14 protein-coding genes are annotated in these 15,123 nt (G+C 42.7%); 7 read left to right on the plus strand and 7 right to left on the minus strand.

Going from position 1 to position 15,123, the window contains the following annotated elements; genetic code table 11:
- Positions 1–27: 27 nt before the first annotated feature.
- The 4 genes from glmM to rlmE all read right to left on the minus strand — a co-directional run bounded on the left by glmM (position 28) and on the right by rlmE (position 5,008).
- Entirely contained in the window at positions 28–1,368 is a 1,341-nt protein-coding gene (glmM, locus tag DRB05_RS19260; RefSeq protein ID WP_128728356.1) for a phosphoglucosamine mutase, read from the minus strand.
- Positions 1,365–2,210 carry a dihydropteroate synthase gene (gene folP / locus DRB05_RS19265; RefSeq protein ID WP_128728357.1) on the minus strand — a complete coding sequence of 282 codons (846 nt, stop codon included), beginning with the start codon at positions 2,208–2,210 and terminating at the stop codon, positions 1,365–1,367. Before folP ends, glmM begins: the two co-directional genes overlap by 4 nt.
- Before the next feature lie 148 nt (positions 2,211–2,358).
- The gene (ftsH, locus tag DRB05_RS19270) at positions 2,359–4,311 is read right to left on the minus strand and encodes an ATP-dependent zinc metalloprotease FtsH (RefSeq protein WP_095728538.1); all 1,953 of its coding nucleotides are present in this window, start codon (positions 4,309–4,311) and stop codon (positions 2,359–2,361) included.
- 67 nt (positions 4,312–4,378) lie between these two features.
- Positions 4,379–5,008, minus strand: coding sequence for a 23S rRNA (uridine(2552)-2'-O)-methyltransferase RlmE (gene rlmE, locus DRB05_RS19275; RefSeq protein WP_099028807.1), 630 nt, complete (start codon positions 5,006–5,008; stop codon positions 4,379–4,381).
- 86 nt (positions 5,009–5,094) lie between these two features.
- Between rlmE and yhbY the strand changes: the two genes are divergently transcribed.
- On the plus strand, positions 5,095–5,391 hold the full coding sequence (gene yhbY, locus DRB05_RS19280) for a ribosome assembly RNA-binding protein YhbY (RefSeq protein WP_128728358.1): 297 nt from the start codon (positions 5,095–5,097) through the stop codon (positions 5,389–5,391).
- Here the strand turns inward: yhbY and DRB05_RS19285 are convergent.
- Positions 5,388–6,632: a serine hydrolase domain-containing protein gene (locus tag DRB05_RS19285; protein ID WP_128728359.1), complete on the minus strand. Its 1,245-nt coding sequence runs from the start codon at positions 6,630–6,632 to the stop codon at positions 5,388–5,390. The two genes, yhbY and DRB05_RS19285, sit on opposite strands and share 4 nt — an antisense overlap.
- A 98-nt stretch (positions 6,633–6,730) precedes the next feature.
- Between DRB05_RS19285 and DRB05_RS19290 the strand changes: the two genes are divergently transcribed.
- The 4 genes from DRB05_RS19290 to DRB05_RS19305 all read left to right on the plus strand — a co-directional run bounded on the left by DRB05_RS19290 (position 6,731) and on the right by DRB05_RS19305 (position 11,228).
- Positions 6,731–7,534: a hypothetical protein gene (locus DRB05_RS19290; protein ID WP_128728360.1), complete on the plus strand. Its 804-nt coding sequence runs from the start codon at positions 6,731–6,733 to the stop codon at positions 7,532–7,534.
- A 110-nt stretch (positions 7,535–7,644) separates the two neighbouring features.
- The gene (locus tag DRB05_RS19295) at positions 7,645–8,352 is read left to right on the plus strand and encodes a response regulator (protein WP_128728361.1); all 708 of its coding nucleotides are present in this window, start codon (positions 7,645–7,647) and stop codon (positions 8,350–8,352) included.
- A 21-nt stretch (positions 8,353–8,373) separates the two neighbouring features.
- Entirely contained in the window at positions 8,374–9,660 is a 1,287-nt protein-coding gene (locus DRB05_RS19300; protein ID WP_128728362.1) for an ATP-binding protein, read from the plus strand.
- A gap of 221 nt (positions 9,661–9,881) precedes the next feature.
- On the plus strand, positions 9,882–11,228 hold the full coding sequence (locus DRB05_RS19305; RefSeq protein ID WP_128728363.1) for a sodium-dependent transporter: 1,347 nt from the start codon (positions 9,882–9,884) through the stop codon (positions 11,226–11,228).
- A gap of 36 nt (positions 11,229–11,264) precedes the next feature.
- Here DRB05_RS19305 and DRB05_RS19310 read toward each other — a convergent pair whose 3' ends face one another.
- Positions 11,265–11,711, minus strand: a complete 447-nt coding sequence (locus DRB05_RS19310) for a GNAT family N-acetyltransferase (protein WP_128728364.1) — start codon at positions 11,709–11,711, stop codon at positions 11,265–11,267.
- Between the two features lie 282 nt (positions 11,712–11,993).
- Positions 11,994–12,737, minus strand: a complete 744-nt coding sequence (locus DRB05_RS19315) for a sporulation protein (RefSeq protein WP_128728365.1) — start codon at positions 12,735–12,737, stop codon at positions 11,994–11,996.
- Between the two features lie 131 nt (positions 12,738–12,868).
- On the opposite strand from DRB05_RS19315, the gene DRB05_RS19320 reads away from it, so the two are divergent.
- The gene (locus DRB05_RS19320; RefSeq protein WP_128728366.1) at positions 12,869–14,440 is read left to right on the plus strand and encodes a cation:proton antiporter family protein; all 1,572 of its coding nucleotides are present in this window, start codon (positions 12,869–12,871) and stop codon (positions 14,438–14,440) included.
- A gap of 277 nt (positions 14,441–14,717) precedes the next feature.
- The gene (locus tag DRB05_RS19325) at positions 14,718–15,008 is read left to right on the plus strand and encodes a hypothetical protein (RefSeq protein WP_128728367.1); all 291 of its coding nucleotides are present in this window, start codon (positions 14,718–14,720) and stop codon (positions 15,006–15,008) included.
- Positions 15,009–15,123 lie beyond the last annotated feature (115 nt).

Genomic DNA, 15,123 nt, shown 5'->3' on the forward strand with positions numbered 1-15,123 from the left:
TTACAAGAAATAAATTTAACTTTTGGTTTAATTGCTCACAGATTCAACAACTTCAGCGATTTTTTGGGCAAAATCGATAACTTGCTTCTGTTGCTGAGCTTCAACCATGACGCGAACCACTGGCTCTGTACCAGATTTACGCAATAGCACTCTGCCCTTTCCGGCAAGCTGAGTTTCAACTTCAGCGACAACCGCTTTAACAGCGTCTTGCTCGGTTGGATCATCTTTAGTGCTATAACGCACATTAATCATCTTCATTGGGTATTTGCTAAAACCGTCACCCAAATCTTTTAATGTTTTATTCTGCGCAACCATGGCGGCAAGCACTTGTAAGCTCGAGACAATGCCATCACCGGTGCTGATCAGATCCAGATTTAAAACGTGACCTGAGCTTTCGCCGCCGATTTTCCAGCCTTTCTCACCAAGAAGCTCCATCACATAGCGGTCACCGACCTTACTGCGCTCAAAAGCAATTCCGCGTGATTTAAGGGCGTTTTCGAGCCCCATGTTAGACATCACCGTACCTACAACACCGCCACCTAATGTGCCATCGGCATGAGCCTGGCATGCAATAATATAGACGATGTCATCACCATCAAATACATGACCGTCGTGATCGACCATCATGACTCGATCACCATCACCGTCATAAGCAATACCAACATCCGCTTGATGTTCAAGCACGGCTTTTTTCAACGCTTCGACATGCGTTGCACCGCATTTTTCGTTGATGTTAACACCATTCGGTTCACACGCAGTTGTGATCACGTCCGCACCAAGTTCACGCATGACACTTGGCGCAATGTGATAAGTCGCGCCATTTGCGCAGTCCAGCACCACTTTCAAACCTTCAAGCGATAGCTCTTTAGGGAACTGGCCTTTACAAAATTCGATATAGCGACCATCCGCACTCTCTAGGCGCTTAGCTTTACCGAGCTTTTCAGACGCTACACACGTCATCGGCTCATCCAGCTTTGCTTCTATTGCAAGTTCCACCTCGTCAGGGAGCTTTTTACCATCGCCACCAAAAAACTTGATGCCATTGTCATGGTATGGATTATGAGATGCACTGATCACAATACCAGCCTCAGCTCTGAACGTTTGCGTCAAGTAAGCAACAGCGGGTGTCGGCATAGGCCCCAATAAAATCACATTGATCCCAGCGGCAATTAACCCAGCCTCTAACGCGGTTTCAAGAAGGTAGCCAGAAATGCGGGTATCTTTGCCAATAATTACCTTTTTGGTACCACGCTCAGACAGCACTTTTCCAGCCGCCCAGCCTAGTTTCATTGCAAACTCAGGCGTAATTGGGAACTCGCCCACCATGCCTCTTACACCATCCGTACCGAAGTACTTTCTTGTTGTCATTGAGTAACTCCATTGACCGACGCTAGCCATACATTAAGCGCGTCGCTTGTTTCTTTTACGTCATGAACACGAATTATGTGCGCGCCTTTCTGCGCACATATCAGTGCACCAGCTAGACTCGCAGCTACGCGCTCATGCGTTTCCCGAGTGAGTAGTTGTCCAAACATGGACTTTCTAGAGAGGCCTGTCAGAATCGGCAAATCGAAAGCATGAAACTTGTCCAGCCCACCTAATATCTGAAAGTTATGCTCTAGAGATTTACCGAAGCCAAAGCCAGGATCTAAAATCAGCCGATTGATATCAATCCCAGCTTGCTTGCATGCACTGATCCTAGCTTCGAAAAACTGACTGATGTCTGAAAATAAGTCATCATAGTGAGGGTTATTTTGCATTGAGCGAGGTTGACCTTGCATATGCATTAAACAAATTGGTACATCACTGTATTGAGCTGCGACTTCGAGCGCACCTGGCTCTTGCAACGCTCGAACATCATTAATGATATCAGCGCCAGCCTCTATTGCTTGTTTCATCACCTCGGCTTTACTGGTATCTACCGAAATCACACAGTTAGAGTGTGTACGAATTGCTTGAATAACCGGTATTACGCGCTGTAATTCTTCTTCTAATTGTACGTCTGGCGCACCGGGACGAGTGGACTCTCCACCTATGTCTAAGATGGTAGCGCCTTGTGAAAGCATTAAATTTGCTTGCTCTATCGCACTATCAAGGTGAGTAAAATGTCCACCGTCAGAAAATGAGTCGGGAGTAACATTTAAAATCCCCATTACCTGAGGCTTGTCTAAACTAAGGGTGCGCCCTTTGGGTAAACGTAACTCGTACATTCTATACCTATTTTCTGTAGTTTAAGTTTGGTGATAACGAAAGGCTTATAGCAGTTGATTTAAATTCTCGCATTGAGTGTTAATAGAACTTATATCAACTGATACAAAAAAGCCCCGATTGCTCGGGGCTGTCGTATTCTACCTAATCTTACGATTTGTCATCAAGTTCTGAGTTTGATGATGTGTCGTTTGACTGCTCCTCTGCTGGTTTTTCAGCTTTAGGCTCAGGCTTTATCTCTGTTACTTTCGCAGATTCCGCTTTTTTCTCTGGCTTAATGTCATGTGCATCCCTTGGTGGACGAACATCACGGCGCTCCATTAAGTCATCAATCTGCAATGCATCAATCGTTTCATATTTCATCAACGCGTCTTTCATCGTGTGAAGAATATCCATATTATCTTTTAGGATTTGCTCCGCACGTTGGTAGTTGCGATCGATGAAATCTTTAATTTCAGCATCAATAAGCTTAGCGGTCTCATCTGACATACCTGACATGCGGTGAGAACCACCACCCATATACATCTCGCCTTGCTCTTCTAAATACATCTGTGGACCAAGTTTCGGACTTAAGCCCCACTGCGTAACCATTTTCTTAGCAATATCAGTTGCGCGCTCAATATCGTTGCTCGCGCCTGTCGTTACTTTGTCATCGCCGTAAATCAGCGCTTCAGCGATACGACCACCGTATAAACTCGAAAGCATAGATTCTAGGTGTTGCTTAGAGTGACTTACACGGTCTTGCTCCGGTAAGTACATTGTTACACCTAATGCGCGACCTCGTGGGATAATCGACACTTTATATACTGGGTCATGCTCAGGCACTAAACGACCAACAATCGCGTGACCAGCTTCGTGATAAGCCGTCATTTCCTTCTCTTGCTCGCTCATCACCATGGACTTACGCTCAGCACCCATCATGATTTTATCTTTCGCGGCGTCAAATTCCGCCATGCTTACCTTACGCTTGTTGCCACGAGCGGCAAAAAGTGCAGCTTCATTCACAAGATTAGCTAAGTCAGCACCAGAAAAACCAGGTGTACCACGTGCAATCACAGACGCTTCAACATTATCGTCTAAAGGCACTTTACGCATGTGTACATTTAAGATTTGTTCACGGCCACGAATATCCGGAAGACCAACTACGACTTGGCGGTCAAAACGGCCTGGACGTAATAATGCAGGGTCTAGTACATCAGGACGGTTAGTAGCAGCAATAACGATAATACCTTCGTTACCCTCAAAGCCATCCATTTCTACAAGCATTTGGTTAAGTGTTTGCTCTCGCTCGTCGTGACCACCGCCCATACCAGCGCCACGTTTACGGCCTACAGCGTCGATTTCATCGATAAAGATAATACAAGGCGCTGCTTTTTTCGCCTGCTCAAACATATCACGAACACGAGATGCACCAACACCAACAAACATTTCTACGAAGTCAGAACCCGAAATGGTAAAGAATGGCACTTTTGCTTCACCAGCAACGGCTTTAGCAAGTAGGGTTTTACCCGTACCAGGAGGACCAACCATTAACACGCCTTTCGGAATGCTACCGCCCAACTTTTGAAACTTTGACGGATCACGCAAGAAATCGACTAGCTCAGTAACATCTTCTTTCGCTTCATCACAACCAGCAACATCCGCAAATGTTGTCTTAACTTGGTCTTCGCTCATTAATCGAGCTTTACTTTTACCAAACGACATCGCGCCTTTGCCGCCACCGCCTTGCATTTGGCGCATGAAGAAAATCCATACCCCGATAAGCAGCAGCATTGGGAACCAAGAAATAAAGATATTTGCCAAGAAAGACTGTTCTTCCGGTGCAACACCTTTGATATTTACGTCATTCTTAAGTAAATCATTAACTAAATCTAAATCAGTTAATGGGATCACTGTCTGGAAACGATCTCCACTAGAACGAACGCCACTAATCATGCCCGTTTGACGGTCAATACTGACTTCTCTTACAGAGCCATTGCGCACATCCTTTACAAATTGTGTGTAACTCGTTTGGCGATCATATTGTTCGCCACCGTTAAAGCTCTGGAACACAGTCATTAGCACTACTGCAATCACTAACCAGAGTATTAGATTTTTAGCCATATCGCTCAAGGAGTTAACCTCTTGTATCCAAAAAAATTCAAATTCAACTTGATGCTTTCCAACTGTACTACAGTTTGTAACCTGTCGCCACTACATATACTTCTCGTGAACGAGGACGAGACGCTTTTGGTTTACGGATCTTTACAACCTTAAAACAATTACGTACCTCTTGTACAAATTGATCAAAGCCCTCGCCTTGAAAAACTTTAACCGCAAATGCGCCATTTGGTTTAAGCACTTGGTGACACATATCTAATGCTAGTTCGACTAAATACATGCTGCCAGATTGATCGGTTGACATATTACCACTCATATTTGGAGCCATGTCGGAAAAAACCACGTCTACGTTCTTGCCATTTATTCTGTCGAGCAGCGCATTTAATACCGCTTCTTCTCTGAAGTCTCCCTGAAGGAAGTCAACGCCTGCTAATGAGTCCATCGGTAAGATATCACAGGCAATCACTTGTCCGTCAATATCTACCTGCTCTGCGAGATACTGCGACCAGCTCCCCGGGGCAGCCCCTAAATCAACTACCGTCATCCCTTTACGGATCAATTTATCCTTTTGTTGGATTTCTTCCAGCTTAAAAACCGCTCGTGAACGGTAGCCACGCTTTTGAGCCTCATGTACGTAAGGGTCTTCTACGTGCTCTTTTAACCAACGTTTCGAACTGGCGGAATGTTTTTTATTTGCCATATTAACTACAACTCATTAGTAATATTGTCTAGATGGCGTTAGAATATCGAGAATTCAAGCCTTTTAATAAATAAGATTGTATCAATATGACCTTATCAAATAAACAAAAGCAGTTCCTAAAAGGGCTAGCTCATTCTTTAAACCCAGTTGTTCTTCTAGGCGCAAACGGCCTAACAGAAGGTGTCATGGCTGAAATTGAGCAAAACCTGAACATTCACGAACTCATCAAGGTAAAAGTACCTACTAATGATCGTGAAACTAAGCAACTGATTTTTGAAGCAATTGTTCGTGAAACGAACGCGCACAAGGTACAAACAATTGGCCATATCATTGTGCTGTACCGTCAAAGTGAAGACAAAAAGATCCAATTACCTCGTAATTAATCTTTATTGCTCGCGACGCTTTCACTAGAAAACGTCGCGGCTTTCAATAAATTTGCTTCGTCTTCTTTAATTTTCTTAATTTCTTGCTCACTCACCTTAGGCAGTAATTTCTTCTCAAGTGCCAATGCATCAACAATAAAGTCATTCGTTAATTGGTTAATGATCCCACTTTCAGCATTTAACAGTAAGCTAAAGCCAACACCAAGCTCAGGAATAATCACTACATCGGTACGATAACCTTGCACCCAGCCACTGTGATAATAAAGTAACTTGCCATCGTAGCGATAAATGCGCCATCCAAGTCCATAATAAGCTTCTTCTACGTGGCCACGCCAAATCCTTCGTCGTAACTCTCGCTTGGTCAAGGTATAAGGTACCGATTGTTTACTTAGCGCATCTGGTGATAACACACTTGGGTACATGCCTAACTGTGCTTTTAACCACTGCGCCATATCCGCTGCGCTCGCATTTACACCTGCAGCCGGCAGTACTTTATAGTAATGTTGCTTTAATTTTGCGGTATGCCAACGTTTTCTGCCTCTCACATGCGGCCAGGCAAAGTTATCATTTTTTGTCATTTGCTCATAACCAAGACCTGAATCGCGCATATTAAGTGGCGCGAATACAAATTCTTCCATCCAAGTCTTGTAACTGATGTTTGTTGCTTTTTCGATAACATCCCCAATCAAGCTAAACATGACATTTTGATAGCCATAGCACTCGCCGGGCTTACACAACGCTTTGACTTGCAGTAAGCGCTCTACAATTTGCGGATAATCCATGCGCGATTCTATTAGGTTATCGTAGGCGTTGGGCACCAAGCCACTCGAATGACTTAGCAGGTGATAGAGCTTAAGTTGACTATAATTTCCCTTTGCGACTTGTGGCAAATAGGTACTGACATGATCGTCAACACTAAAATATCCTTCACTCGCCAGCTTTGCGGTTAAACTGCCCGCAAACGTTTTAGATAAAGATGCTAATCGAAAACGAGTTTGCTCATTAACCACTCTTCCTTGGCGGCTTTTCGTCAAACCAAAGCCTTTAGCGTAGCTACCGTGCTCAATATGCACAATGGATAATGCAGCACCAGGCACCGATTTTTCTTTTAGTTTGCGCTCGACTTGCTTAGAATAGCTCTTTAAAAATTGTGACCATTGCTGGTTTGGAGTTTTTGCAATCGTTATTTTTGGATAACTAATGCAAAAAAAACAAACTAATGTGAGAATTAGCGACTTCATAATGACTCATTTCATTAACACTCGCCCGCCATATTAACACGATGAATTGGCGGAACTCACTAAATATAAGAAAATAACTGTTTAATTGAGGTATTTTAATGCGTTTAGTGCTAGCAGCTCTATGTACAAGCCTACTCTTTGGATGTGTCACCACAGCGCCATTAGCGCCAAAGTTAGATGTGCCTAAGAAGCCACTATTAAAAAAATCTGTCTATCAAATCAGCTATAGTACCGAACTTAATTCCGCACGGATTAAATCAGTGCAATTACCCGCTCACCCGCTCGCACAAGGTGATACTGTTTATATCAACGCAGACAAAGTTAGCTTAACTGATACGCTAAGAAAGCAAATCGTTACTTTACTCGAGAAAAAAGGGCTTAAAATTGCCGCTGGAAAAGGGGCAAGCTATACGCTAACGATTCATCAACTTGATTTAGAGTTTGCGGCCAATAAAACGTACGCTTTGGATAGACCAAGAAATCCACACCCTCACATTGCTGAGCTTGCACAAAACTCACCAGCGTTCCAATGCACAAATATTGTGGCTTCAGTCAGTATGCGCCTGGCACACCAAGCTTCATCAGATGTTGTATGGTTTGCTAAATCTTCGGTGGACAGTGCTGGATTCCAAGGGATCCCATTGCAGTTCACTTTTACCGAAGTAGAGAAAATAGAAAATGAACATGACGTGCTATCGTTTATCGTTGCACAAAATACCGACGAGGCGCGCCGTCAACGTGGCAAAAACCCAGTGGATATTCCTCCTTACAAGGTAACTAAGACGGTTTCTCCACTCGAAAAAACCGCTGGTGCGTGTACCCAAACAGAAGTATCTGCACTAACAGCGGATATGCAAAAACACTTAGCCGAAAGTTTAATTGAGAAGCTAAACGTTAAATAATTGAAGAGCCGTCAGCTTTTTCTCAGAAGCTGGCGCTACACTTATTTACAGACATCTTCGCTTCTGGAATTATACTCGACGCAGAAAAATAAAAAGTTCGGAGTTAAGACATGGAGCAATACGGTACGATTTTATTGGTTGAAGATGACACTTCACTTGCTCAGTGGGTTGCGGAATATCTAGACAATCAAGGCTACAAAACACATTGTTGCTATCGTGGCGACGAGGTGATCGAACGTGTTAAGTCGTTAGACCCAGACCTTGTTTTACTTGATCTTATGCTTCCTGGTAAAGACGGTATCAGCGTGTGCCGCGACTTACGCCAGTTTTATAACAAACCTGTTATTATGCTTACCGCCAAAGATGAAGAAATGGACGAAGTCATTGGCTTAGAAGTTGGTGCTAGCGATTATGTTATTAAGCCGGTTCGCCCCCGAGCCTTACTAGCTCGGATCAAAGCCAATGTACGCGCAGCCCAAGAAAAGCCACTCGACCACAAAACGGCAAATCATGAACTTATCGTTGGACACCTATGCATTGATACTCAGGCTCGCAAAGTCAGTGTTTCAGGACAAGAAATCATCGTTTCCAGCGCCGAATATTTACTGTTACAGTTTCTAGCCAGTCATGCTGGCGAAGTTGTATCTCGTGACGCGGTATTTAAAGCCACGAAAGGAAGAGAATACGATGGCCTTGATAGAAGCGTAGACGTACTCATTTCCGCTCTGCGGAAGAAATTTAACGACGACCCACAAAATCCCGAAAAGATTAAAACCGTATGGGGAAAAGGTTATTTACTTGTACCCTCGGCTTGGTAACGTGAATTACAAGCTCATATCGTGAAAAAACTCTACATCTACTTACTCGCCGGTGCATTGATTTCGATCTTTGCATTAGGTTGGGTGATTGACACCTACAATCAGCAAACCGCCCCTGTAGAAGATAACTTTGAATGGCAAAGTAAACTAATCACCGGCCTTGCTAAGCAAATTGCCAATATTGATCGGGCAAAGCGTGAAGATGCAACTACTTTGATTGCTCGACAATTTGCTATCAACATTAGTTATAAAGATGGCGATACACTAGCCATGCCACTCGAGTTGAAGCAACAAATGCTTCAACCTGATGGGTTAGTGATAGAGAACGAGAATGTCTATCTACTAAAAACAACGCCTGAAATGGCACCTGACTATATTGAGTTAGAATGGTTGCCTCAAGTTGAACAGGCGAACTACGATGTGCTACTGACTTTATTTTTCTATGGCGGTATTTGCGCGATTCTATGGTTTATTCTCTCTCCCTTAGTGAAACGATTGATTGTACTCAATACCGCAGCAAAGCACTTTGCTAGCGGCAACCTAAGTGCGCGGATCGCCCCCAATCATTTCACTTACATCCGTGATCTGGAAAACACTTTCAATCGCATGGCCAATCAGATTGAAAAGCTAATGGCCGAAAATAAATTAATGGCCTCTAGTCTTTCTCATGACATTCGAACACCTGTTGCGTGCTTAAGATTTGGCTTAGATGCTGCTTTGGATGAAAATGATATTGGCGCTATCCACGACTATTTAGAACGTATGGAAAAAGATTTAGACCAAATGGAAGATATGCTTGCGAGCTACCTCTCGTTTGCAACACTCGAGCAAAAGTCTCATTTACTCAAACACGAAGTCACAAACTTATCTCATTATGGCCAAGATCTTATGCAGCAAATGCAGCCTAAACTACAAAAGAATCAACTTAGTGGTCTGGTGGATATTCCTGAACACTTAATGATCTATGGTGACTTACATTGGCTTGCCAGAGCCGTAAGTAATCTGATCAGCAATGCTTGTGATTTTGCGACAAGTAGTGTGGTATTGAGTGCACATCGTACCGAACACAGGCTTATTATTACCGTTGAAGACGATGGACCTGGGATCGCGAGACAAAACTGGGACAAAGTCTTTAGCCCTTTCTTTCAAGAGCAAACTCATCGTAACCGTGCGGGTAAGAGCTACGGTTTAGGGCTTGCCATCGTTGCAAAAGTCATGGATTGGCATCATGGTACAGCCACTGTTAACCAGTCCGAGCGATTAGGCGGTGCAAAATTTGTGCTTTCGCTTCCCTGTAAAGAAAAATAATTGTTGTAAATATGCCGCTACACGCTAACCAACCTCATGCATAAATAATCGTGAAAACATTAGCTTATAAGCTAAACTTTCCTTTTTGAGTGCAACAACTTAATTACGGCCACATATCCGGCTAAAACTTGCGCTAAATCAAAGTAATTTATTCTTTTTATTTCTTTTTAATTACAGTAGATTGTCAACGCCGTTAGAAAATTTAGAGAAGTATAATAATTATGAGCAATGTCCGAGGAGAGTTCAGCTCTCGCTTTGGTTTTATTATGGCTGCCGCAGGGTCGGCAGTAGGTTTGGGAAATATTTGGGGTTTCCCTACACAGACAGCATCCAATGGTGGTGCTGCGTTTGTTTTCGTTTATCTGGTGTTGGCTTTTTGTCTTGCCTACCCAGCACTAATGGCAGAGCTTGTTATTGGCCGTCACGGCCAAGCAAATGCGGTATCTTCACTGCGCAAACTTACAAATACAGCATGGCAAAGTAAGCTTGCTTTTGTTGTTGGATTCGGCGGTATCATTTGCGCTGGTCTTATTTTAAGTTTCTATGCGATCGTGGCAGGTTGGATGTTTAGTGCAACACTTGAGCCCATCGCCGAGGTTGCGTCAATGTCTCAAGCACAATCTTGGCTTGCTGACTCTTCCATGTCGCGCAATATCGTCTTTACAGCCTCCTTTATTGCACTCACTGTGCTTATTATCAGCAAAGGCGTAGAAAATGGGATCGAAAAGTGGTCAAAACGCTTGATGCCTGCACTTATTGGTATTTTATTCTCGTTAATTGCCTATGTATTAACCCAAGAAGGTGCTGTTGAAGGGCTTAAAGTTTATCTTGTTCCTGATTTTTCGTCTGTGCTCAATCCGCAGTTACTCGTTGATGCCCTTGGACAAGCATTTTTCTCGCTTTCGCTTGGTACCAGCGTGATGATCATTTACGGCTCATATATTAGTAAAAAAGAAAATTTAGTTTCACTCGGTGCGTTGGTCACATTAATCGACGTCTTTATCGCATTCGTTGCCGGCTTACTTATCATTCCTGCCATGTATGTTGCACAAGCACAAGGCGTGGACATCTTCGCAGCCGACGGCTCGCTTCTAAACGAAGATACCCTAGTGTTCCAAGTATTGCCTGCACTGTTTGACAGCATGGGTAGTATTGGCCTCTTAGTAAGCTTCGCTTTCTTCGCACTGATGAGTATTGCAGCACTCACCTCTTCTATTTCGATGTTAGAAGCACCTGTATCTTACGCCGTTGAACGTTTTGCACTTGGCAGAGTACAAGCAACTTGGATCATCGGTGCTTTAGTGACAGCTGTAAGCTTAACCATTTTAGTAAATATCGAGACGCTATTCGGCTTCATTGTCAGCCTAACAACTAAGTTTGGGCAACCTCTGCTCGGCATGCTTTGCTGTATTTTTGTAGGTTGGATTTGGCACAGAGCAAAGCTACTCAAGGAAATTGAGTCAGGGTACCCGGAAGTTGGTAGTAGTTTTTTCTGGAAGATATGGCCTTGGTACATTCGCTTCGTTTGTCCAATCGCTATTGCTGCAGTATTTTTAAATTCGCTATAATTTTGCTCATAAAAAAGAGGCTACACGTAGCCTCTTTTAATTTCTCACCAAAAACATATCTTGATGCGGGATCCCATCTTCAAGATATTCGTCACCTTGCTTCACAAAACCAAGCCCTGTATAAAACTTGTCTAAGTAGCACTGCGCAGAAATAACTAAAGCTTCATGGGTTATATCCGTGTCACAACAAGCAATAGCACGATGCATAAGATCGTGCGCAACACCCTGCCCGCGCAATATTGACGAAACAATCACACGACCAATGGATGCTGTTGATGCTGATTGCCTGTAACAACGCGCATAGGCCAAGATTTGCTCATCTTTAACCAAAAACAAATGTCTAGTTTCAGGCGCTCTATCCGTGTCATCAATTTCCGGATAGGGACATGCCTGCTCCACAATAAATACATCTACTCTTAGTTTTAAAATTTCAAAAAGCTCATCTTTTGTAAGTGCATCATAACTTTTAACTTGCCAATTCATATTCTTCTCTGTCATACCTATTAGCTTAATTAAGTGATCTATTTTGAGGCGAGAAAATCTTGTCGATAACACCGCTTCCGCATCCGGCTCACGCCAAGGTACCTACATCCATGTAGGCAAGGCGAAATTTTGCTATTTAGTTGTTCTAAATGAAAATTTTTAACACAGTTAGCGTCAGATTTGCTCCGTCAAATTGAGCAAGTATTAAAAACTAATTGGTATCCTTTATGCTGAAACAAAAACACCCAGACAAAGCTGGGCGTTTTGAGTTAAATTAAGTGATTATGAGAACAGCCGCTCCAACTGATCGCATAATTGGGAAATATTTACCTGATCGTGCTCAATCGTAAGATCGACATAGCCATCGCCTCGAAATGCTCTATCTAGTTCAATCAGTACATGAGTTCGATGTGCCTCAGGGACAAATGAGAGCTCAATCTCTTGTAATCCAAACAACGAACGAGCACTTGGTCGGTATTCTAATTCTTGATAGCAACCAGAAACAGACTGAAACTCAGAGGCTCGTAAATACCCCTTTTCCACATCAGCTTTCACTAAACGAAAGCCTAAACGCTCCATTGCCGTCATACAGGCTTTAACTGCTTCATTTGGATATATATGCAAAGCATCTTTGTCAGAAGGATCTATTGCTAAATCAATGTCTAGTCCTGTTTCAATCCAAACATGACAACGGTTGAAACCTGCATTAATTTCTGTGATTGGTGTTTCTGAATGAAGTCGAGCTTCGAAAGGAATCACTTTTTCTTCATCTGGACCTATCGTGAAGCTATTGCTTACACGCCAACGATCGATAACATGATTGCTGAAGTATTCGCCGTCTTCCCCTTCAATCTTAACTCTGGTCATTAGCGCAAGTTCTAAACCTGTTACTTCTTGGCTAACGTCACCACCCTTCACTACTATTTGCGCTTGAAATTTCTGTCCCGGGTGCAAATGTTCTGTTTCTAATATAGTGTCTACTTTTGCCGCACCGATACCGACAGATGCTAGGATCTTCTTAAACATTACGTCTCCTGTCCGGTATGTCCTTACCTGCATCATAACCATATTTTTTCCAACTTGTCAGCGAAAATTTATAATTTATATATCAGGAGGTTTTGGTACACTGCTCATATCTTGGATAAAAATTTGAAGTTATGGAACTGCTCTATTTTGCTGTCGCATTCGCATGCGGATTTTCTGTCTATCAATTAAAGCTTCCTCCTTTGATTGGTTTTTTGATGGCTGGCTTTGTTTTAAACTTACTTGGACACAAAACCACTGATTTACTCACCCAATTGGCTGATCTTGGTGTAACACTACTACTTTTTAGCATAGGTTTAAAATTACGAGTTGGTAACCTAATAAAGCCTCAGGTTTGGGCGCCAGCAAGTATGCACATCATTACTAGCACCGCTTTTTTCGCTAGCCTATCATTGATGCTAGGAGCAATGAGCCTACCTTTGTTTACTGACTTAGACTGGCAAAGTGCGTTATTGGTTGGTTTTGCATTTAGCTTTTCCAGTACCGTTTTCGCAGTAAAAGTATTAGAAGAGCGCGGTGAGATGGCAAGCCTTCATGGTAAAATCTCAATCGGTATTTTAGTCATGCAAGATATCTTTGCGGTTATCTTTCTCGCCGTGAGTACGGGCAAAGTACCAAATATTTGGGCTTTGGCACTGCTTGTAGTTTTACCCCTTGTACGTCCAGTTATGTTTTGGGTGTTAAGTCGCTCGAAACATGGCGAGTTGCTACCACTTTTTGGCTTCTTTTTTGCATTGGTTGCAGGCTATCATGCCTTTGAGTTTGCGGGTCTCAAGGGCGATTTAGGCGCACTTATTATGGGGATGATTTTCGCACCACATAAAAAGGCGGGTGAGCTGTCAAAGTCACTATTAAATGTAAAAGACATTTTACTTGTTGGATTTTTCTTGAATATTGGTTTGAACGCGACCATTACCTTAGACGCGTTACTAATCGCTATCTTGTTAGTATTTGTGCTACCAATCAAGGTATCGCTTTATTACATCTTTACCAATATGTTTAAACTGCGTGCCCGTACGTCACTCTTGAGCGCTTTTACGCTAACCAACTATAGCGAGTTTGGTCTCATTGTCTGTGCCGTTGCATCTGCTTCTGGTGCGGTTGCTCCTGATTGGTTAGCGGTCGTGGCGATCGCTGTTTCTATCACTTTTGTAATTGCCTCTCCGCTAAACAAGCGCTCAAATGAGATCTACGTTAAATTAGAGCCTTGGCTATTAAAGTTTGAGAGCCAAGACCGCTTAGAAGAAGAGCTTCCCGTAAATCTTACCGATACAAAAATCGTAATATTTGGCATGGGAAGAATTGGAACAGGTGCTTATGAAACGATACAAGCTAGCTTCCCAGACACCGTAGCGGGTGTAGATATTAAGCCTGAGGTGGTTGAAAAACATGTTTCCAGAGGCCGCAGAGTATTGACCGCCGACGCAACCGATCCTGATTTTTGGCAACGTGTAAATCACTCTGAAGTAGAAATGGTGATGCTGGCTATGCCAAAACACATGCAGAATATTTACGCATTAGAGCAGCTAAAAGCTTCAGGTTACAACGGCCAAGTAACCGCGATTGCAAACTACCCAGATCAACAAAAAGAATTAGAAGAGATGGGAGTAAATTCTACCTATAACTTTTACTTAGAAGCAGGTAGCGGCTTTGCTGAGCATGTAAAAGAAAAATTATTTACTTAAATTAGATACTCGGTTCTCAGTTCCATAATTGGTACTGAGAACTATTTTCATATTCAGATCATCATGTTACATCTAGACGTCTATTTAATTATTTCATTCCTCTCATTATTCGATTTACAAAGCTTTACATCCAAGATGGTAATTTGCCCCGACTTCAGAGTAAACTGACCACATTGGACAAGACGTAAGTATCTATTTTATGAACATAAATTGATATTTTTCGGCTTTAGAACAGTGTGTCACTGGATTGTGAACAAGCTATACCTCTGGAGGTTTTATGATTAAGAATAAATCTAATAGTCAATTTTCTGCAGTAGTGGATGACGTAAAGGCTGCGCCTTTTTCAGACCTTCAAGAGCGACTCGATGCGATTCAGGACAATGGCATGACAGCGCTGGCAATTAGAAATATTCTATTCCATAAAATGCTGGATTTACACGCAGTCCCAAATGATCACTTTTTGCGAAGCGAAGAAACACCTTGTGGTTTAGATGATCCACAAAAACTGGTTGAAAGGCTAAATGAACTTGGCTTCGTGCGTAATAAGCTGTCGTCACAACTACACTAATATGATTTAGGGAGCCTACTCTCCCACATAGGCTGACAATGCCCGTCGTCAGCCTATTTTCCCCTTTCGCTCAATAAAAGAAACTAATTTATGACTGAAACACGAAATACCAATC

This window comes from Pseudoalteromonas sp. A757, assembly GCF_004103285.1.
GTDB classification, from domain to species: Bacteria; Pseudomonadota; Gammaproteobacteria; order Enterobacterales; family Alteromonadaceae; genus Pseudoalteromonas; species Pseudoalteromonas galatheae.